At 57.8% G+C, this 19591-nt stretch carries 18 protein-coding genes; 16 read left to right on the top strand and 2 right to left on the bottom strand.

What is annotated here, in order from left to right; all coding sequences use genetic code 11:
* Positions 1-125: 125 nt before the first annotated feature.
* Together RTS12_RS04135 and RTS12_RS04130 are read left to right on the top strand one after the other, a co-directional pair.
* Positions 126-494, top strand: a complete 369-nt coding sequence (locus tag RTS12_RS04135; RefSeq protein ID WP_312525786.1) for a hypothetical protein — start codon at positions 126-128, stop codon at positions 492-494.
* 95 nt (positions 495-589) lie between these two features.
* Complete coding sequence (locus RTS12_RS04130) at positions 590-1879, top strand: nucleotide sugar dehydrogenase (RefSeq protein WP_312525784.1); 1290 nt, start codon at positions 590-592, stop codon at positions 1877-1879.
* Between the two features lie 132 nt (positions 1880-2011).
* Here the strand turns inward: RTS12_RS04130 and RTS12_RS04125 are convergent, their stop codons facing one another.
* Together RTS12_RS04125 and RTS12_RS04120 are read right to left on the bottom strand one after the other, a co-directional pair.
* The gene (locus RTS12_RS04125) at positions 2012-3304 is read right to left on the bottom strand and encodes a hypothetical protein (protein WP_312525782.1); all 1293 of its coding nucleotides are present in this window, start codon (positions 3302-3304) and stop codon (positions 2012-2014) included.
* A 432-nt stretch (positions 3305-3736) separates the two neighbouring features.
* Positions 3737-4405: a GntR family transcriptional regulator gene (locus tag RTS12_RS04120; RefSeq protein ID WP_312525781.1), complete on the bottom strand. Its 669-nt coding sequence runs from the start codon at positions 4403-4405 to the stop codon at positions 3737-3739.
* 138 nt (positions 4406-4543) lie between these two features.
* Here RTS12_RS04120 and RTS12_RS04115 point away from each other — a divergent pair, with 138 nt between their 5' ends.
* From RTS12_RS04115 to RTS12_RS04050, 14 genes are all read left to right on the top strand, one after another.
* A complete protein-coding gene (locus tag RTS12_RS04115; protein ID WP_312525779.1) occupies positions 4544-5170 on the top strand; it encodes a flavin reductase family protein in 627 nt (208 codons plus the stop codon).
* A 1-nt stretch (position 5171) separates the two neighbouring features.
* Positions 5172-5873, top strand: coding sequence for an aspartate/glutamate racemase family protein (locus tag RTS12_RS04110; protein ID WP_312525777.1), 702 nt, complete (start codon positions 5172-5174; stop codon positions 5871-5873).
* 192 nt (positions 5874-6065) lie between these two features.
* Positions 6066-6209 (top strand): hypothetical protein, encoded by a 144-nt coding sequence (locus tag RTS12_RS04105; protein WP_312525775.1) that lies wholly within the window; start codon positions 6066-6068, stop codon positions 6207-6209.
* 3 nt (positions 6210-6212) lie between these two features.
* Positions 6213-7181 carry an ABC transporter permease gene (locus tag RTS12_RS04100; protein ID WP_312525773.1) on the top strand — a complete coding sequence of 323 codons (969 nt, stop codon included), beginning with the start codon at positions 6213-6215 and terminating at the stop codon, positions 7179-7181.
* Between the two features lie 12 nt (positions 7182-7193).
* A complete protein-coding gene (locus RTS12_RS04095) occupies positions 7194-8129 on the top strand; it encodes an ABC transporter permease (protein WP_312525771.1) in 936 nt (311 codons plus the stop codon).
* A gap of 3 nt (positions 8130-8132) precedes the next feature.
* The gene (locus tag RTS12_RS04090) at positions 8133-9326 is read left to right on the top strand and encodes an amidohydrolase family protein (RefSeq protein WP_312525769.1); all 1194 of its coding nucleotides are present in this window, start codon (positions 8133-8135) and stop codon (positions 9324-9326) included.
* Positions 9323-10834, top strand: a complete 1512-nt coding sequence (locus RTS12_RS04085; RefSeq protein ID WP_312525768.1) for an amidohydrolase family protein — start codon at positions 9323-9325, stop codon at positions 10832-10834. Before RTS12_RS04090 ends, RTS12_RS04085 begins: the two co-directional genes overlap by 4 nt.
* Entirely contained in the window at positions 10827-11813 is a 987-nt protein-coding gene (locus RTS12_RS04080; protein WP_312525766.1) for an ABC transporter ATP-binding protein, read from the top strand. The genes RTS12_RS04085 and RTS12_RS04080 overlap by 8 nt, the downstream gene beginning before the upstream one ends.
* Positions 11810-12817, top strand: a complete 1008-nt coding sequence (locus tag RTS12_RS04075; protein ID WP_312525764.1) for an ABC transporter ATP-binding protein — start codon at positions 11810-11812, stop codon at positions 12815-12817. The genes RTS12_RS04080 and RTS12_RS04075 overlap by 4 nt, the downstream gene beginning before the upstream one ends.
* A gap of 77 nt (positions 12818-12894) precedes the next feature.
* Positions 12895-14457, top strand: a complete 1563-nt coding sequence (locus RTS12_RS04070; RefSeq protein ID WP_312525762.1) for an ABC transporter substrate-binding protein — start codon at positions 12895-12897, stop codon at positions 14455-14457.
* Positions 14458-14532: 75 nt separating this feature from the next.
* Positions 14533-16014: an amidohydrolase family protein gene (locus RTS12_RS04065; RefSeq protein WP_312525760.1), complete on the top strand. Its 1482-nt coding sequence runs from the start codon at positions 14533-14535 to the stop codon at positions 16012-16014.
* Positions 16015-16030: 16 nt separating this feature from the next.
* Entirely contained in the window at positions 16031-17494 is a 1464-nt protein-coding gene (locus RTS12_RS04060) for an amidohydrolase family protein (protein ID WP_312525759.1), read from the top strand.
* A gap of 334 nt (positions 17495-17828) precedes the next feature.
* Positions 17829-18758 (top strand): VOC family protein, encoded by a 930-nt coding sequence (locus tag RTS12_RS04055; RefSeq protein WP_312525757.1) that lies wholly within the window; start codon positions 17829-17831, stop codon positions 18756-18758.
* Between the two features lie 56 nt (positions 18759-18814).
* Complete coding sequence (locus tag RTS12_RS04050) at positions 18815-19426, top strand: alpha/beta hydrolase (RefSeq protein WP_312525755.1); 612 nt, start codon at positions 18815-18817, stop codon at positions 19424-19426.
* Positions 19427-19591 lie beyond the last annotated feature (165 nt).

Genomic DNA, 19591 nt, shown 5'->3' with positions numbered 1-19591 from the left:
GCGAGCATGCAAATGGCCATATGGTAATGCACTTTATAGACATTAACCTTGGTTAATGTAAGATGACGGCACCGAAACCCATTCGGGTCAAGCGGCGTTACGGTTGAAATTGTAAGGGGTTTCTGATGCGTCTCGCACAGACTGGGCACGGTGCCCCGGCGGATAGGCGTGACCTTGATTCACAAGAAAACAAGGCCAGCGTTATCCGTCCGGGATTGTTAAGCCGTCTCTATTTGTCTGCAATTTCATCGCGTTGGGCTGCAACACGCCTGTCGCGACAGCTGTTGGCAAGAAGCTTCGATGCAGCTCGCCATTCCAGCTTGTTGAAAGAGGTCGAGCAAGAAGCCCCCCATCTGCCAGCTCGCCTGCTGCGTCTGACAATAGCCTTACTCAATGACCGCCAGGCGATCGAGCCGTGCGTTGCGCGTGGCCTGATCAATGCCCTTCGTTACGAAGACTATCGTCGCATGCAGGATATCGCCGTTCTGTCCTGAATCCCCAATCGTGACCGGCCGGTGGTCCCAGGTGAATGCCTTGGGAAACTTTGTCGGGATCTGACACCTCTAATCGCCAAGTGCAGAAGCAGAAGATGACAAACGCAAAACGACCGACTGTAAATGCCGACACTACCCGGATTGCCATTATCGGCCTGGGATATGTCGGCCTTCCTTTGGCAGTGGAGTTCGGCAAGCAATATAATACCGTTGGCTTCGACATCAATTCTGGCCGTATCGACGAGCTGCGTCAGGGCCATGACCGTACCCGCGAAGTCGATGACCTGTCGGTTTCCTCCCATCTGACCTTTTCCTCGGATCTTGAGGATATCCGCGCTTGCAACGTCTATATCGTGGCCGTCCCGACGCCGGTCGACAGTGACCACAAACCCGATCTGACGCCGCTGATCCGCGCTTCGGAAACCGTGGGCAAGGTGATCCAACCCGGCGATGTCGTGGTTTACGAATCCACCGTCTACCCTGGCGCAACCGAAGAGGATTGCTTGCCCGTGGTCGAGGCGGTGTCGGGGTTGGTCTTTAACCGCGATTTCTACGCCGGCTATAGCCCAGAGCGTATCAACCCCGGCGACAAGAATCGTCCGATCACCAATATCTTGAAAGTCACCTCGGGTTCGACGCCAGAGATCGCCGATTTTGTCGATGCGCTTTACGCCTCGGTGATCCCGGCGGGAACCTTCAAGGCCAGCTCGATCAAAGTGGCCGAGGCTGCCAAGGTGATCGAGAATACCCAGCGCGACGTCAATATCGCGCTGTTCAACGAGCTTTCGATCGTCTTTGGCCGTCTAGGCATCGATACCTCTGATGTGATCGATGCGGCCGCGACCAAGTGGAACTTCATGCGTCTGCAGCCCGGCCTAGTTGGGGGCCATTGTATTGGGGTCGACCCATATTATCTACTGCACCGTTCGGCCAAAGCTGGGCATATCCCTGACATCATTCGAATTTCTCGCCAGATCAATGATGGCATGGCCCGCCAGGTCGCGCAGCGATTTGTGCGCAGCATGGTGAACAACGGCCAAGAAATCAAAGGCACCAAGGTGCTGGTGCTGGGCGCGACGTTCAAAGAAGATTGCCCGGATATTCGCAATACCAAGGTGGTCGACCTATTGACGGCCTTGCGTGAATGGGGCGTCAGCGTCGATCTGGCAGATCCGCATGCGGATGCCAAAGAAATGCACGAGGAATTCGGCGTGGACCTGATCCAGCCGGAAAAGGGTGCTTACGATGGCGTTATCCTGGCTGTCGCGCATCGCGAATTCGTCGATCAGCGCCCCGAGGGGCTGCGCAGTTTCCTGCGTCCCGGCGGATTCTTCTTCGATATGAAATCAGCCTTTGCCAAAGAGGAAAGCGATTTGCGCATGTAGGCATGGCCTGAATTTATTGCATATCTTTTGGCGACCCATCCTCGGAATGGGTCGCTTTTTATTGTGCCAGCAAGATCGCTAAGTGAAAGCGATATGGCCGCAAATCAGCTTTCCTTGCAAAGATGGTTCATTTTAACTGATGCGTAATTTATTTCGCAAAACCCTGCGCAACCATCCCAGCCGCCCAGGGCGCTGCTTTGCAGGTAGTGGTTTGGGTGGATGAATTGGCGCGGCCAAGGTCAGCCTGTTTCGAAATTCCCTCGACTTTGCAATCAGAAAACTCCCATCGGGTCGAGATTGCAATGCAAGATCCATAAGCTCTGATGCAGCTAAAAGATTGCTTGCCTCGACCTTCACAGCTGTGTCACGCAGCAAATCGACTGTGGCAGAAGAAAGGCGCTTTTTTGAAGGGCACATCGTCTGGACCGCATCCAAAAGACCGTGCATTGACAGGTCGATTGGCATTCGACTGGCAGCCTCCCAAATTGGTTCGACCTGTTCATCATAAAATAGCAGATCACTTAGGTAACAATGCGTGAATGGCGCGATACCGACCCCGCGTCGCATGAATTCCGGACAGGTCTTAACATCACTGGCAATTGGCGCGATCGTGATGGGGCCCGCGGTCGCGATATCCACATTTTCGACAAAATATCCAAAGTTACCCATAGCACGATTTTGACCGTTGACCGAGATCCCGCTGGTTTCGGGCCTTTCCTTCATACGCACATAGGAAATCGCAATCAGGCGTTCACTTTGCCCCGCATCAATCGTCAGGGGTGTTTGCAGATCACCATAGTTGCGTGTCATCAAGCGATTGGAAAAGGCGGAAATCTGGTCCGGGCTAAAAATTTCCTCAACCGGTAAGTGACGGAAACGGCAGATTTCCAGTCTTCCACCATTTGGTTTCGGGCCCAAGCTGGCTGATGCAAGCTGGCGCTCTAGGAACAGCCCGACCATAAAGGATATTTCGGGAAAAACGTGAATATCATCACGAAAATGACTTGGCATAAACCCGATCTGATTAAGGTCAAGAACACTGATCCCACGTGCTTGGGACATATGCTTTGCCTGCGCATAGCTTGATTGAAACGCAGCTGGAATGTTCAGATCGCGAACAGGGAAAAGCATATTGACGACATGAGTATTCAGGGTGCTAAGAATGTCGTAAAATTCAGACTTAATGGATTTATAAGTGGGGCCTGCGGCACTGTCATAAAAATTCCCATCGTTCACATAGTGATCGACGATGATCAAATCCTGCTCTTCAAGCAGGACTCGATTTTCGAGAATGGTTTGGACATGGAAATAGAACGGGCTTCGACCAGCCGTAATGCAGGTCACCGTATGGTGTAATTTCAACGCCTTCACATAGCCCTGCATGCCGATAACGGTATTTGACGTTCCAATAATCGCAATCTTCATCTTGGACCTGGCCGTTTATCTGGGGCTATTATCGTTGTGTGATAGGAATCGGATGTGCTTTTTATCTGTAACTTTCAAACTATTGCCGAAGCGCCGCATGGTTTCTAGCTGGTAAAAGCAGGACTAGCCCATGGCGATGATATGCCTGATTGGTTCAGTGCCTTCTTGCACCAAACCAAATTCAAGCTGTTAGATATGTCTGTTTAAATAATTTGAAGTAGATGTCAGAAAAATATAGCCGCTTAGTCGCGGATTATAGCAACGACGTTTTTAGGACTACGCTGTCAGAGCTACAGATTTTGCTTGGCGCGCACATCTTTTCCCTGCGTCGGTTTGCGGCAAGGCTTGGGTAAGCTCTGAAACAATTTTTGCGATATCCAGATCGGGCACGGCGCATTGCGCCGTTTTAGGGCACCCCGGACCCGCGAGCGGCTATAAAAGCGCGTCGCGTAGGCTTCTAACCGAATCCTTTTCGCCCGAAAGGCGCAGCTCTTTCTCGACATGGTCCAGATGGTGCGCCATGGCCTTTTTCGCGGCCTTCATGTCGCCCGAGCGCAGGCCGGCAATGATCTCATCATGCTCATCCGGGCCGCAATTGTACTTATCAGAATCGCGAAACGCGGCAGTGATCAATGAGCTGCGCCCGATCAGGTCGCGCATCAGGCCGCACAGGAAATCAGCCTCGGCCATCTCGGCCAACATCAGGTGAAAGCCGCCCGACAGCTTGATGATAGCGCGTTGATCATTTTCGGCATTTGCGACGCGTTCTTTGTCGACGTGCTCGGACATCTTGGCAAGCTTGTCCTCGTCCAGGCGATCAATCAGACGCTCGATAACCCGTTGCTCGACCGAACGGCGAATGTGGAAAATATCGCGCGCCTCGTCCACGCTGGGTTCCGCAACAAAGGCACCTTTGTTGGCTTCGCTTGCGACCAGCCCTTCACGCTCTAGCATCGCCAGAACCTGACGCACACGGGCGCGGCTGATGCCAAAGACTTCGGCCAGCTCTGTTTCTTTCAGTCGCGTGCCCGGCCGCAAACGGCGTTCCGCGATAGAAAGCCAGATCCGCTCAGCAATCTGTTCGGAAGTAAGCGTGTCCATTTTGGTCCTGATTTTTACACTGCCCTGAAGATAGCTTATTTTTCTGCTTTTGGTATACAGAAAATGGTGTCAATATTGTCGACAATCAAGTAGACACAAACTGCCAAGAATCAATGAAACCATAACTCAGAGGTCCTGATGGAGTTCGATTTCACCAAAACCGAGCCTGCGGATCGTTATCGGCTTTTGACCAATTTTGTCGGCCCTCGGCCCATCGCCTTGGTAACGACCCGGTCAGCTCAGGGCCATGCGAACGGCGCCCCGATGAGCTTCTTCAACCTCTTCTCGCATGATCCGGCGATTGTGGTTCCGGGTATTCAGCCGCGGCTTGATGGGCGCGACAAGGATACGATCACCAATATCCGGCGCACCGGCGAGTTTACCGTGAATATGGTCGATATGGCGCTGTCGCGCACCATGTTGATCTGCGGTCTGGGTGTGGAAAGCGATGTTGATGAGCTGGCTTTGGCCGGCGAACAGATCGCGCCCGGAACTCAAATCGACAGCCCTTGGATCCCGGCAAGCCCCTGCGCGATGGAGTGTCGGGTTGAGCGTTTGATCGAATATCCTCGGCGCATTCTGGTGCTGGGTGAGGTCGTACACATGCATGTGCGCCGCGATTGCTTGGACAAAGAGGGGCGCTATGTCGACCCGGATGTCTATCAGCCGATCGCGCGTCTTCATGCCGATAATTACATCGTTTCCGATCAGCAGTTTGTCCTGAAAGCCCCCAAGCTGGACGACCTTCTTAAGCAAGGCGATTGACATGCAAGTCTTTATGATCAACCCGAATTCGACCTCGTCGATGACCGCGACCGCGCTGGATAGCGCCAGGAAGTTCGCGGCTTCTGGCACGGTTATCCGCTCGGGCACCGGGATAAACGCCCCGGCCAGCATCGAGGGTTTTTCGGACGAGGCGCTATCCGTGCCATCGATGTTGACCCAAATTCGCGAGGCCGAGGCCGCTGGCGCGCAAGCCACCGTTATCGCCTGTTTTGACGATCCCGGGCTTGATGCGGCCCGAGAAGTGGCCACTGGTCCGGTCATTGGGATCTGTCAGGCCGGGATTCAGGCGGCCATGGTTTTGGCCAAGCGCTTTTCGATTGTCACCTCGCTTCAGCGCTCGGTTCCCGCGATCGAAGATCTGGTTCATCGCTATGGGGCGGGCCAGCATTGCCGTCGCGTGCGCTGCATCGATTTGCCGGTTTTGGCGATCGAAAGCGAATCGCGCCATGCATTTAATCTGCTTGTCGACGAGATTTCCCGTGCGCGCGACGAGGACGGCGCCGAGGCGGTGGTTTTGGGTTGCGCGGGCATGTCCGAGCTGACCGAAGAGCTGACCAAGGTCACGGGGGTCGTTGTCATCGACGGCGTCATCGTGGCGATCAAAATGGCCGAGGCCCTGATTGGCAGCGGACTTCGCACCTCGAAAGCAAACGCTTACGCCTATCCGCGCGTCAAAGATTAAGCCTTGAAACGTCACCCAAGATCACCAGACAGGCAACCATATTGGCGGTCTGGTGATGCCTCACGTCAGCGCGCAAGGTTGCCAGGTCGGACTAAAGTGGCTGCATTATTGTCGACAAAACAGTTGACAGATGTGACGACACAGATAGGCTGACCTGAAGCTGACGCAGAATGCAGAGCTAGGAAAAATCTTATGGAACTGGGAAATTTCGCCATCGGTGCCAACAGTGACGAGGCCTGCTCGCGCGACACTGGCCATAGTTTTTACCCTGTCATGCCTCTTGCTGGCAGCTTTCGCCTGACCTGTGGCCGCAGCTTCATTTCGCGCCGAGGTTAAGCCATGCTGGTATTTATTATCAAAAAGCTGGCCAATGCGGCGATGGTGATGCTGGCCGTCGCGTTTTTGGCCTTTATGATTTTCCGCCTGGCGGGCGATCCGGTCGATATGATGTCGACCGAGCAAACGACCGAGGCCGACCGGGCCTTGATGCGCGAAAAGCTGGGTCTTAATGACAGCTTCCTTGTGCAATACGCGCGCTTTGTCGTGAATGCTTCGCAAGGCGAGTTCGGGATCTCTTATCGCAATGGTCAGGACGTTTTGGGCCTGATCGCCGAACGGTTCCCCGCCACGATGGAGCTGGTCATCGTCGCGACCATCCTTTCCTTGCTGATCGGCCTGCCGCTTGGCGTATTGACCGCGATCAAACGCGGCAAATGGTACTCTGAGGTATTGCAGTTCAGCTCGATCATCGGGGTATCCTTGCCCAGCTTCGTGGTCGGGATCCTGCTAATTCTGGTCTTTTCGGTGACGCTTGGCATCTTCCCGGCCTTTGGGCGCGGAGAGGTTGTCGATCTGGGATGGTGGAGCACGGGCTTTTTGACGAAATCGGGCCTGATGGCGCTGGTTTTGCCCTCGATCTCGCTTTCACTTTATCAGGTGACGCTGATCATGCGGCTTGTACGTGCCGAGATGCTAGAGGTCATGCGCTCTGACTATGTCAAATTTGCCCGCGCTCGTGGGATCAGCCGCTACAAGATCTATTTCCGCCATGCTTTGCGCAATTGCCTGATGCCCGTGGTGACCTTGACGGCGATGAATATCGGCACGCTGATCGCTTTCGCATTGATCACTGAGACCGTGTTTCAATGGCCGGGCATGGGGATGCTGTTCATCCAGGCTGTGACCTTTATCGATATTCCGGTGATGGCGGCCTATTTGTGCATCGTTGCCTTCATCTTCGTCTTTCTCAACACGATGGTCGATATCACCTATGCCGTGATCGACCCGCGTCTGCGCAATTCCAAATAGGGCGGGCCGGATATGACGACGACAACTTCTTCTTCTCCTTCACGCCTGAAGCGCATCCGTCAAAGCGATCTGTGGTGGTCCTTCACCCATTCATGGTCCGCGCGCATTGCAGCCGTGATGCTGATCTTGCTGATCGGATCGGCCTTTCTTGCGCCGTGGATTGCGCCGCAAAACCCCTATGACACGGCTGCATTGGACATGTGGAAGTCCGAGCTGCCACCAATCTGGCAGACCGGGGGCGAGATGCCCTTTCTGCTGGGAACCGATACCCAGGGCCGCGATATGTTGTCGGTGCTGCTTTATGGCACCCGGATTTCGGTGCTGATTGGCTTTGCCTCGGTGATCTTTTCACTGCTCATCGGTCTGTCGCTTGGCTTGATTGCCGGCTATTTCGGCGGCATCGCGGATAACCTTCTGATGCGGGTGGGCGACGTGGTTTTGTCGATCCCGACGATCCTGATCGCGATTTTGGTGTCCGCAGTGGTGCGCCAGATGCTGCCACCAGGCCTGCGCGAAATCGGGGCCGCGGCGGTGTTGGTTCTGGCCATCACCCTGTCTGGCTGGGTGCAATATGCCCGAACCGTGCGTGCCCAGACGATTGTCGAACGCGGCAAGGAATATGTGATGGCAGCCAAGCTGCTGAACGTGCCCAAGCGCCGGATCATGTTCCACCACATCCTGCCCAATACGCTGACGCCGGTACTTGTCGCGGCGACGCTAAGCTTTGGCATGGCCATCCTGACCGAGGCAACCCTGTCATTTCTGGGGATTGGCATGCCACCCGGTCAGCCCTCGCTGGGGACATTGATCCGGATCGGCAACCAATATCTGTTCTCGGGGCTGTGGTGGATGGTGATTTTCCCCGTAATCCAGCTTTCGCTGCTGGTCATCTCGGTAAACCTGCTGGGCGACTGGCTGCGCGATGCGCTCAATCCTAAACTGAGGTAACCCATGTCGAACCTGATCCTGCGCAATGTCCGCCCCATGGGTGGCGAGACCACCGATATTCTGATCCAAGATGGTAAGATCGCTCAGATCGGGCAGATTGGCGATCACCCGGGCATGGCCGTAGAAGATGGCGGCAATGCCATCCTGTGGCCCGGCCTGATCGATGCCCATACCCATTTGGACAAGACCACCTGGGGCATGGATTGGCATGTCAATAACCGTGCAGCCATTCTGCGTGAGCGCATTGATTACGAACGCGAGATGCGCCTTGAGCTGGGGTTGGACCCGCATCGCCAGTCGATGCGTCACGCCATTGGCCTGGCCGCCCATGGTGCCAGCCATATCCGCAGCCATGTCGATATCGACACGACCCACGGCTTGCGTCTGGTCGAAGGGGTTCAGCAAACCCGCGAGAAGCTGAAGGGCATCATCGATATCGAGATCGTGGCTTTCCCGCAGTCTGGCGTCATGGTCATGCCGGGCACCGTCGAGCTATTGGACGAGGCTTTGGCCAATGGCTGCGAAGTTTTGGGCGGGATCGATCCTTGCGGGATCGACCGCGATCCCAAGGGACAGCTGGATATTCTGTTCGATCTGGCGGTGAAACACGGCAAGCCGATCGATATCCACCTGCATGAAGGCGGCGAGCTTGGCGCTTTCACCATGGAGCTGATCTTTGAGCGGGTTCGCGCCAATACCATGCAGGGACAGTTCGTCATCAGCCATGCATTTGCACTGGGGATGAATGATCATCTGCGCGTCGGCAAACTGATCGAGGAAATCGCCGAGCTTGATATCGGCATTGCCACCACCGGCGCGCCTTCGGCCACGGTGCCCTCGGTCAAGCGTCTGCGCGATGCCGGCGTGCGCATCGGCGCGGGTTGTGACGGCATTCGTGACACTTGGGGCCCGTGGGGGTTGCCCGATATGATGGATCGTGCGCGCATCATCGGCATGAAAAATGGCGTGCGCTCGGATGATGACCTGCGCCACATGCTTGAAATTGTCAGTCAGGGCGGTGCCGATCTGATGCGCCTGCAGGACTACGGGCTGGCCGTGGGCTGTCAGGCTGATGTCACGCTGCTTCAGGGTCAAACGGTCAGCCATGCCGTGGTGCAACCTTCGCTTCCGCCTCTTGTCATCAAAGGTGGCCGTGTCATCGCCCGTGCGGGCCAATGTATTGTGGAAATGCCATGAGCCGTAACAATTCTGCCCGCCAGGCGCTTGCCGATCTGACCTTGGGCGCGCGCCCCGAAGGCCGCACCCTGTTAAGTGCCGATTGGGTTCTGGCGCATGAGGGTGATGGGCATCTTCTGCTCAAACGCGGTGAGGTCGTCATCGAGGGCGGGGCCGTAATCTTTACGGGCCATGACTTCCCCGGCGAGGTCGCGCGGCGCATCGACTTTGGCGCGGCTCTGATTTCTCCTGGTCTGATCGATCTGGATGCCCTTTCGGACTTGGACACGACCATTCTGGGGATCGACCATTTCCCTTCGTGGAAAAAGGGCAGGGTTTGGCCGCTGTCCTATGTCCAAAATGGCCCCTATGAGATGTACACGCCCGAAGAGCTGGCCTTTCAAAAGCGCTTTGCCTTTGGCCAACTGCTGCTGAACGGGACCACCACCGCCGCCCCGATTGCCTCGCTGTTTTACCGCGCCTGGGGCGAGACCACCGCCGAATTCGATGCCGCGGCCGATGCTGCGGGTGAGCTGGGGCTGCGGGTCTTCCTGTCCCCGGCCTATCGCTCGGGTGGGATGGTTCTTCATGCGCCGGGCGATATGCGCGCCCATTTCGACGAGGCGCGCGGCCTTGCCGGTCTGGACGAGGCTGCGGCCTTTATCGCGCGTCAATCAGGTCGTCACGAGGGATTGGTCCAAGGCCTTTTGGCGCCTGACCGTGTCGAGACGGCGACGGCTGGCCTGTTGCGGGCGACGATGGACAGGGCCAAGGATCTGGACGTTCAGGTCCGGCTGCACATGGCGCAAGGGGTGATGGAGGTCGATACCGTCCGCAGTCTGCATGGCTCGACTGCGCCGGTCTATCTGGCGCAACAGGGTCTATTGAACAACCGCTTAATCGCGCCCCATGCGACCGAAGCGACCGCCGAAGATCTGGCTCTTTACGCCGAACACGGCGTATCGGTCGTGCATTGCCCGCTGGTGTCCGGGCGTCATGGCGGCAGTCTGAACAGTTTTTCGAAACTGCGCGACATGGGCATCAACATCGCCATGGGGACGGATACGACACCGCCCGACATGCTGATGAACCTGCTTGTCGGCCTGATCGCCTGCCGCATGAATGATGGCGGCCCGGAACAGGTCATGACCCGCGATTTCTTTGATGCGGCAACGATCGGCGGCGCCAAAGCACTGGGCCGCACCGATCTTGGCAGGCTGCAGGTTGGGGCAAGGGCCGATATCGCAGTGTTCGGTCTTGACGATGTGATCATGGCCCCGACGATCGATCCGATCACAACGCTGGTTGCGGGCGGCTCGGGCAAGGTCACGCGGGCGGTTTTTGTGGATGGCCGTCTGTCCATGCGCTTTGGCGAGCTGGCCGGGATCGATATGGAAACCGCGCGCGATCAGGCTCAGGCCCAGTTTGACCGGTTGATTGCGCAATATCCCGCACGGACCTGGGATCACCCGCCGGTCGAGGAAATCTTTCCGCCCAGCTACCCCGCACGGGAGAAAAGCGATGGCTGACGCAAGCGACATTTGCCTTGAGGTCAAAGACCTTGTCGTCGAATTTCCCGGACGTCATGGCACGGTCACGGCGCTGAATAAGGTGTCTTTGTCGATCCGTCCGGGTGAAATTCTGGGCGTGGTCGGTGAATCTGGGGCAGGCAAGTCAATGACGGGGCTTGCCATTCAGGGCCTGTTGGAACGGCCCGGCCGCGTGGCCCCGGGTGAAATTTGGCTTAATGGCCGCCGCATCGATGGGCTGTCGGACCGCGAGATGGAACCCATTCGTGGCCGCGAGATCGGTGCAATCTTTCAAGATCCGCTGACCTCGCTGAACCCTTTGTTCACCGTGGGCGCGCAATTGGTCGAAACCATTCGTCAACACATGCCTGAACTCAGCAAATCAGCCGCGCGCGAACGTGCCATCGGCCTGCTGCAAGAGGTTGGTATTCCCGCGCCCAATGAGCGGGTTGATCACTATCCGCACCAGTTTTCGGGCGGTATGCGCCAGCGCGTCGTGATTGCGCTGGCCCTGGCTGCCAAGCCGAAACTTGTGATTGCCGATGAGCCGACGACGGCGCTGGACGTCTCTATTCAGGCGCAAATCACCGGGCTTTTGCGTAAATTATGCAAAGAGCACGGCACCGCAATCATGCTGGTTACCCATGATATGGGGGTGATCGCAGAAACCGCAGACCGCATTGCGGTGATGTATGCAGGCCGTCTGATCGAGATTGGCCCGGTCGAAGAGGTGCTTAAGGCGCCCGCCCATCCTTATACGCGCGGGCTGATGGCCTCGATCCCGGCGCTTGGTGCAAGGGTCGCGCATCTGCATCAGATCGACGGTGCCATGCCGCGTCTGAATGCAATCCCCGAAGGCTGCGCCTTTAACCCCCGCTGTCAGGTTGCTGGCCCGCGTTGCCGGCGCGATCGCCCCGATCTGGTGCCCACCGCCACCGGATCCGTCGCCTGCTGGTTGCATCAAGGAGGTGTCCAATGAGCACGTCGCCTTCATCGAATATGGCCAACTCACAGGGCAGCACCGTCTTGGCCAGTGACGCGGCCCTGACTGTAGATCATCTTAACCGCAATTTTGACGTCTCGCCGCCCTTGCTGAACCGTTTGGTCTATGGGCAAAAGCGGCGCGTTCTGCATGCCGTCAATGATGTCAGCTTCGTCGTTCCCAAGGGCGGATGCCTTAGCCTTGTCGGTGAATCGGGTTGTGGCAAATCCACCGTCGCGCGCCTGGTGACAGGGATCTATCCTCCCAGCTCGGGCGAGATCCGCTATGCGCCGGGCAAGGATGGATCGCCGCTTTCGGCACAGATGATCTTTCAAGACCCCTATGCCTCGCTGAACCCGCGCTGGCGGGTCAAGAATATCATCGCCGAGCCATTGCGCGAGCTTAAGCTGCGTAATACCCCCGCCGAGGTTGACGCGCGCGTTGCCGAATTGCTGGGCATCGTTGGTCTTGCAGCCAGCGACGGGGATAAATTCCCGCATGAGTTCTCGGGCGGGCAGCGCCAGCGTATTTCCATCGCGCGGGCCTTGGCCTCCGAGCCAGAGTTTCTGGTCTGCGACGAGCCGACCTCGGCGCTGGATGTCTCGGTGCAGGCGCAGATTTTGAACCTGATGCGCAAGCTGCAAGACGAGCTGGGCCTGACCTATCTGTTCATTAGCCATGACTTGTCTGTGGTCCGGCATATGTCAGATCGCATCGCTGTGATGTATCTGGGCCGTATTGTCGAAGATGCGGATACTGAAACGCTTTTTGCCGATCCCAAGCATCCCTATACCCGGCTTTTGCTGCAGACGATCCCCAATGTGAACGATCCGCAGCGTGACCGCGTGGTCGCAGCAGGCGAGGTGCCAAGCCCGCTGGCGCCGCCGTCGGGATGCACATTTCACACCCGCTGTCCGCTGGCGCAGCCGCGCTGCAAGCAAGAACGCCCCGAGCTGTTGGAAAAGCCCGATGGCGCCCGCGTTGCCTGTCATCTGGCCTGATTTACCCCGAACACCTTCCACGACCCGGCCCGATCTGGCCCCAATCATATCTACCAAAACAAATGCAGGAGAGGTTAATGTCTATCGTCACGAAACTTGCCGCCGCGCTCGCGCTCTCGGTTTCTGCTTTTGCGGTCCAGGCGGAAACCGTCAAATGGGCATCGCGCGCCGACATCTATTCGCTTGATCCCAACTCGATCCCATCCACCTCGAACCTTGCGTTCCTGAACCACATTTACGAGGGTCTGGTTCGCTACGACAAAACCTTTGGGCTTGAGCCGGCCTTGGCCACCGAATGGCAGCTGGTTGACAATAAATTCTGGCGCTTCAAGCTGCGCGAGGGCGTGAAATTCCACGATGGCGCAGATTTCAACGCCGATGACGTCTTGGCATCGTTCAAGCGCGCGGCGGATCCGACCTCGCCGCTTAAGGGCAACATGCCTTTGTTCGAAGACATCCGCAAAATCGACGATCACACGGTCGAAATCGATGTCTCCTCGCCGTCATCGCTGTTCTTGAATGATATCACGAACATCTTTGTCTTTGATGCAGGCTGGCTGAAGGACAACAACACCGAAGCCCCGACCCGCTATGACGAAGGCAAAGAGGGTTATGCCACCACCCACACCAACGGCACTGGCCCCTTCAAGCTGGAAAGCCGCAAGCCCGATGCCATGACCGTTTTGACGGTCAACGAAGGTTGGTGGGACGAGCGCAAGCACAATATCGACCGTCTGGAATATATCCCGATCACCTCGGCGGCGACGCGGGTTGCAGCACTTCTTTCGGGCGAAGTCGACCTGATCGACAGCGCGCCAATTCAGGATTTGGACCGTCTGAAAGCCGACCCCAATATCAAGGTTAACGCCCTGACCGAACTGCGCACCGTCTTTGTGGCGTTCAACCGTCGCGAAAAGCTGCCAAGCGGCGCGGAAAACCCGTTCAATGATCTGCGCGTGCGTCAGGCATTCGAGCTGGGGATTGACCGCGATATGATCAACAAGCGCGTCATGCGCGGACTTGCGCGGCCCTCGGGTTCGTTGATTGCGCCCGATATTGCAGGCTATTCGGCAGAACTTGACACCTATCAGCCCGCAGATGCGGAAAAAGCCAAGGCTCTTTTGGCCGAGGCTGGCAAAGAAGGTCTGGCATTCACCTATACCTGTATGAACGATGAAAGCATCAACGAAGAAGATTGGTGCCAGGCGATTTCGAACCTGCTGACCCGCGCAGGCTTCAAGCCCTCGATCGATATGGGTCCGCGCGCGGTCCAATCGCCCAAGCGCTCGAAAGGCGAGACCGAGGTGTTCAACCTGAGCTGGGCCAACGAGCCGACGCTAGACGCGTTCTCGTTGCTGTCGCAGGTGCTGGCAACAAAGAGCGACACCTTTGGCGTTTCGAACTATGGCGGCTGGTCGGTTCCTGAACTGGATGCCTTGGTCAAGCAGGCCGCAGATGCGACCGATCCGGCCGAGCGTCTGAAACTGGAAGCCGAGGCGCTGAAGATCGCCAAAGAGCAGGTGCTCTTGATCCCGCTTCATCAGCAGCCGATTGCATGGGCCACCACCCAAAAGATCGAATCCATCGATCTGCGTGCCGATAACAAGCCGCGTCATTGGTTCACCGTCGTCGGTAAGTAATCGGCCCTGACCCTTGCGCCGCCCCGCCAGACCGGGGTGGCGTTTTCATTCGTGGCGGCGCGCAGGATCGGAGACATGATGCCGGATATTTTGGACAGTCTTACTTTGGGCGCGCGCCCGGGTGGCCGCACACTGCTTAAAGCAGACTGGCTTTTAGCGCATGATCAGGGCGGCCATGTTCTGTATCGGAATGGCGAATTGGTGATCGAGGGCAACCGTGTCCTTTACGCGGGGCCGCGCTTCGAAGGCGAGGTTGCACGTCGCATCGACCTGGGTGCGGCCTTGATTTCACCGGGGTTGATTGATCTTGATGCGCTGTCCGATCTGGATACCTACAGCCTGGTGCTGGACAACCAGCCGGGCTGGTCGCGCGGTCGGACCTGGCCCGACACCTATGTCGCGCGCGGCCCCTATGAGATGTATTCCCCTGCCGAACTGGCCTTTCAAAAACGCTATTCCTTTGCCACGCTTTTGTTGAACGGCATCACCACCGCTTTGCCGATTGCCTCGCTTTACTATCGTGAATGGGCAGAAACGGTCGATGAATTCGACGCGGCTGCCGATGCCGCCAAAGAGCTGGGCCTGCGGGTTTTCCTAAGTCCTGCCTATCGTGGTGGCGGTGCAGTCGTGGATCGCGACGGCAAGATCGACATGAGCTTTGATGAAGAGCGCGGCTTTGCCGGGCTGGCTCAGGCCTGCGATTTCATTGCGCGCAGGGCAGGGGATGGGGGCGGGCTGATCAACGGTTTGCTTGCCCCCGACCGTGTGGAAACCAATAGCGCCGCCTTGATGCAGGCCACAATTGCCGCGGCGGTCGATCTGGACGTGCCCGTCCGCCTGCATATGGCGCAGGGCAAATTCGAGGTCGATACGATGCGTCGGTTGCATGGCGCGACCGCTGCCGAGTGGCTCAGCGCGATCGGATGTTTCAACGATCGCCTGATTGCGCCCCATGGCACCCATGCGACCGATCACGACATCGACCTTTATGCGCAACACGGTGTCACCATCGCCCATTCCCCACTTGTGTCGGCACGGATGGGCTCGGTGCTGAAAAGTTTTGCCTCGATCCAGGCAAAAGGCGTGAACATCGGTATGGCGACGGACACCGCGCCTGCCGATATGTGGATGAATATGCTGGCCGGGTTGATCGCCTGCCGCATCGCCGATGGCGCCTCGGATGCAGCCTTCAGCGCGGATTTCTTTAACGCCGCGACTTTGGGCGGGGCAAAGGCGTTGAAACGGCCCGATCTGGGCCGCCTTCAGGCGGGCGCTTTGGCCGATATTGCCATTTTCCGCTTGGATGATCCGGCCATGGTGCCAACCGTCGATCCGATCACCACACTGGTGCTTGGCGGTACGGGAAAAATCACCGAAGCGGTCTTTGTGGATGGCCGCCTGTCGATGCGCCGAGGCCAAGTTGCGGGCATGGATATGGTGGCAGCCCGCAGTCAAGCTCAGGCCCAGTTCGAAGGGTTGATCGCGAAATATCCAGACCGCAGCTGGCAGCACCCGCCGGTCGACCAGCTTTTCCGCCCGTCTTTTCCTATCCTTTGACCCTCAGGAGGCCATGATGGCTGCAACAGTTTTTCGTCATGCCACGGTCCTGACGATGGACCCTCAACGTCGCATCATCGAAAACGGCGCGCTGCGGGTCGTCGACGATCGCATCGTCGCAGTGGGCGACACCGCCGATATCCAGCCCCAGCCCGGCGATCGCATTATCGACTGTCACGGCAAGCTGGTCATGCCCGGCCTGATTGATGCACATGGCCATGCGGGGCATTGTCTTGTCCGCGGCATTGGCGTCGATACCAACCCCTTGTGGATGCGGATCATCACCCCCGCCTATTGGCATTGGACCACCCGTGAGTTTTGGGCAGCAGAAGGCATGGTTTCGGGGTTAGAGCGTCTGCGGGCCGGGGTCACCACGGGCGTCAGCATCATCTCGTCGATGCCGCGCAGCGATGATCCCGAATTCGCGGTTGGCCATGCCCGGGCCTATGACCGGATCGGGCTACGCGAGATCATCTGCACCGGCCCCGCAGGTCTGCCCTGGCCGCGCGAGGCCACGCGCTGGGACAGCGGCAAGCCCGTGCGCCGATCCATCACCTTCGCCGAGATGATGGAGGGCGCCGAGGCCACGATTCAGACCCTTGAGGGCACGGCCGAAGGGCGGATCAAGGTCTATCTGACCCCCTTCACGATCGTCCCCTCGGTCGATCCGTCGAATATGTCCACCCCCGATCAAGCGGTTAGACTGACCCAGGCGGACCGCGACCATGCCCGCGCCTGTCGCGATCTGGCCCGCAAATATGGCGTGCGTTTGCATTCTGACGCCTTTGCCGGGCAGATCCGGCTTGCGGCTCAGGATAAGGAAAATGCGCTGCTTGGGCCTGATATTCACCTTCAGCACTGCTGGGGGATTTCGCATGAAGAGATCGACATCCTTGCCGAAACCGGAACGGCCGTGACCCATGCCCCGCCCGGTCGCTCGACCCCCGTGATCGAGATGATGTCGCGCGGCATCAATGTTGCCGTGACCACCGACGGCACCGCGCCCAACCGCTATTTCGATCTTTTGCAAACCGCGCGCCTGTTCCAATCCGTGCAGCATGTCTTGCGCGGCCATGACCGATACTTTTTCCCGCCGGGCAAGGTCTTGGAAATGATCACTGTTGATGCGGCCCGTGCGCTGGGGCTTGAGCATGAAATCGGCTCGCTCGAGGTTGGCAAAAAGGCCGACGTGATCGTCATCGACATGCAGGCGCCACATCTGACGCCTGACTGGCAGCCGGTTCACCGCTTGATTGCCCAGGCCATCGGAAGTGACGTCGAAACGGTGATGGTGAATGGTGAAATCATCATGGAAAACCGCAAATCCCTGCGTGTCGACGAAGCCGAAGCGCTGATCGAGGGAAATCGTATTGCCCGCGAACTGGTGACGCGCGCCGGTTTGGAGCAGCACCTGCGCGATCCGGGCTGGGGCCAGGTCTATCGCACCTTCGATGAGCCGGTGACCGTCGCCCCCTGGTAATCCAACCAAGGCCAGACCCAGATCAGGGGCGGTTGCTTAGGACAACAGCTGCCGCCCCAATCTACTGCCCGCCCCATCTCAAACATCGCCAAGCCAGCAAGGCCGCCGACACCCATCGCGATGGCCTGCACGCGTCGATGCGTTGTCCAGGGCCGCGCAGCGTTGCAAATTCATCCCAGATCGCGACTGCCCCTAAGCCCTAGGGCGCGAAAAGACCCCGGCGGGTTATTATTGCAATTTTCGTAATAATAAATGCCAGTTTATACGCATTCTGTTACGATCGCGCCGCCTCTATCTGCATGTCAACGAAACGATGCAAGGATGAGGTTCGAGCATGCTGACAGAAATCAAAGGTTTGCATCACGTCACCTCGATGGCTGCGGATGCGCAAATCAACAACCGCTTCTTTACCCGGGATCTGGGGCTGCGCCGCGTCAAGCAGACCGTGAACTTTGACGCGCCCGAGGTCTATCACCTTTATTACGGCGATAAATCCGGTGCTGCGGGCACGGTCATGACCTATTTCCCCTTTCCCCATATCGCGCGCGGTCGTGCCGGGACGGGCGAGGTCTCGGAGACCCGCTTTTCCGTGCCGCGCGGGGCTATTGGCTATTGGCAAGAGCGCTTGGGCGGGCAGGGCGTGTCGGGCCTTGAGCTGGATCACCAGTTTGGGCAAAAGCGCCTGCGCTTTCGTGGGCCTGACGGCGACGCTTTTGCGATGATCGAGGTCGATGGCGACACGCGCGCGCCCTTTGACGGGGGCGAGGTTCCGCTAAGCGAGGGGATCCACGGCTTTCACGGCGTCAGCATGCGGCTGCGCGAGACCGAAGCCACAGCCGAGCTGCTGCGCTTTTTGGGATATGAGCAGATCGACCAACAAGGCGCGGTCACACGCTTTGCCATCAACGGCAATGGTGCCGATACGATCGACCTTGAGGCGGTTGGCGGCGGTGATCGGGCACGTCAAGGCGCGGGCTCGGTTCATCACGTGGCCTTTGCCGTTCAGGATCGCGACGCGCAGTTGCGCGTTCGCAAGGCCTTGATGGACACTGGCTATCACGTCACCCCGGTGATTGACCGCGACTATTTCTGGGCGATCTACTTTCGCACACCCGGCGGGGTATTGTTCGAAATTGCCACCCATGACCCGGGATTTGAGCGGGATGAAGATCTGGCCGATTTGGGCCAAAGCCTCAAGCTGCCCCGCCAACATGCCCATTTGCGTGACCAGCTGCAGCATCTTTTGCCGCCGCTCGAGGCCTAAGCACTGCTTGCAAACTCGCCGGCTTGTCCAAGCCTGACGCTGAAAGGAGATCTCTTATGAGTGTCGATACCTATCACTATCATTCAAAGCCGGGCCGTGATGCGCTTACTCCGCTTGTTGTCACCTTTCACGGCACCGGCGGGGATGAGTTTCAGTTTTCTGGACTGATTGATCAGCTGATGCCCGACGCGGCATTGTTGTCGCCGCGCGGTGATGTGCAAGAACATGGCGCCAATCGCTTTTTCCGCCGCAAGGCCGAAGGCCAGTATGACATGCAAGATCTGGCGCAGCGGACCACGCGCATGATCAGCTTTCTGGCAGCCCATAAGGCCGAAAATCCAGACCGCCCGATCTATGGGCTGGGTTATTCGAATGGGGCCAATATCCTGGCCTCTGTCCTGTTTCAGGCGCCCGAACTGTTTGACCGGGCTGTCTTGATGCATCCGCTGATCCCCTTCACCCCGGCCCCGCAGCCAGGGCTGAAAGACAAGGCGGTGTTGATCACCGCCGGGCGGCGCGACCCGATTTGTCCTTTGCCGCAAAGCGAGGCACTGGCATGCTGGTTTCAGGATCAGGGCTCAAAACTGGACTTTGCTGTGCAAAACGGTGGCCATGAGGTCGGCCAAGCAGAGCTAGCCCAGATCGGGGATTTCCTGCGCCGCAACTAGCGCGAACTTGCTTATCCCAAACACACACACGCCTTTGGCGCAGATATATGAATGGAACCCTACCATGAACATGCTTAAACCCTATGAAGGTCAGCTACTTAGCCTTCTTCGTTTTGTTGCGGGCCTTGTGCTATTCAGCTTTGGCACGCAGAAAATTCTGGGCTT

The sequence above is a fragment of the Paracoccus sp. (in: a-proteobacteria) genome (assembly GCF_032007265.1).
Taxonomy (GTDB): domain Bacteria; phylum Pseudomonadota; class Alphaproteobacteria; order Rhodobacterales; family Rhodobacteraceae; genus Paracoccus.
This window is presented reverse-complemented; position numbering and strand designations above follow the sequence as displayed.

What these genes read in the sequence shown, in the direction of transcription:
- RTS12_RS04135 (WP_312525786.1), top strand. Translation starts at nt 126, where the DNA reads ATGCGTCTCGCACAGACTGGGCACGGTGCCCCGGCGGATAGGCGTGAC.
- RTS12_RS04130 (WP_312525784.1), top strand. Translation starts at nt 590, where the DNA reads ATGACAAACGCAAAACGACCGACTGTAAATGCCGACACTACCCGGATT.
- RTS12_RS04125 (WP_312525782.1), bottom strand. Translation starts at nt 3,304, where the DNA reads ATGAAGATTGCGATTATTGGAACGTCAAATACCGTTATCGGCATGCAG.
- RTS12_RS04120 (WP_312525781.1), bottom strand. Translation starts at nt 4,405, where the DNA reads ATGGACACGCTTACTTCCGAACAGATTGCTGAGCGGATCTGGCTTTCT.
- RTS12_RS04115 (WP_312525779.1), top strand. Translation starts at nt 4,544, where the DNA reads ATGGAGTTCGATTTCACCAAAACCGAGCCTGCGGATCGTTATCGGCTT.
- RTS12_RS04110 (WP_312525777.1), top strand. Translation starts at nt 5,172, where the DNA reads ATGCAAGTCTTTATGATCAACCCGAATTCGACCTCGTCGATGACCGCG.
- RTS12_RS04105 (WP_312525775.1), top strand. Translation starts at nt 6,066, where the DNA reads ATGGAACTGGGAAATTTCGCCATCGGTGCCAACAGTGACGAGGCCTGC.
- RTS12_RS04100 (WP_312525773.1), top strand. Translation starts at nt 6,213, where the DNA reads ATGCTGGTATTTATTATCAAAAAGCTGGCCAATGCGGCGATGGTGATG.
- RTS12_RS04095 (WP_312525771.1), top strand. Translation starts at nt 7,194, where the DNA reads ATGACGACGACAACTTCTTCTTCTCCTTCACGCCTGAAGCGCATCCGT.
- RTS12_RS04090 (WP_312525769.1), top strand. Translation starts at nt 8,133, where the DNA reads ATGTCGAACCTGATCCTGCGCAATGTCCGCCCCATGGGTGGCGAGACC.
- RTS12_RS04085 (WP_312525768.1), top strand. Translation starts at nt 9,323, where the DNA reads ATGAGCCGTAACAATTCTGCCCGCCAGGCGCTTGCCGATCTGACCTTG.
- RTS12_RS04080 (WP_312525766.1), top strand. Translation starts at nt 10,827, where the DNA reads ATGGCTGACGCAAGCGACATTTGCCTTGAGGTCAAAGACCTTGTCGTC.
- RTS12_RS04075 (WP_312525764.1), top strand. Translation starts at nt 11,810, where the DNA reads ATGAGCACGTCGCCTTCATCGAATATGGCCAACTCACAGGGCAGCACC.
- RTS12_RS04070 (WP_312525762.1), top strand. Translation starts at nt 12,895, where the DNA reads ATGTCTATCGTCACGAAACTTGCCGCCGCGCTCGCGCTCTCGGTTTCT.
- RTS12_RS04065 (WP_312525760.1), top strand. Translation starts at nt 14,533, where the DNA reads ATGATGCCGGATATTTTGGACAGTCTTACTTTGGGCGCGCGCCCGGGT.
- RTS12_RS04060 (WP_312525759.1), top strand. Translation starts at nt 16,031, where the DNA reads ATGGCTGCAACAGTTTTTCGTCATGCCACGGTCCTGACGATGGACCCT.
- RTS12_RS04055 (WP_312525757.1), top strand. Translation starts at nt 17,829, where the DNA reads ATGCTGACAGAAATCAAAGGTTTGCATCACGTCACCTCGATGGCTGCG.
- RTS12_RS04050 (WP_312525755.1), top strand. Translation starts at nt 18,815, where the DNA reads ATGAGTGTCGATACCTATCACTATCATTCAAAGCCGGGCCGTGATGCG.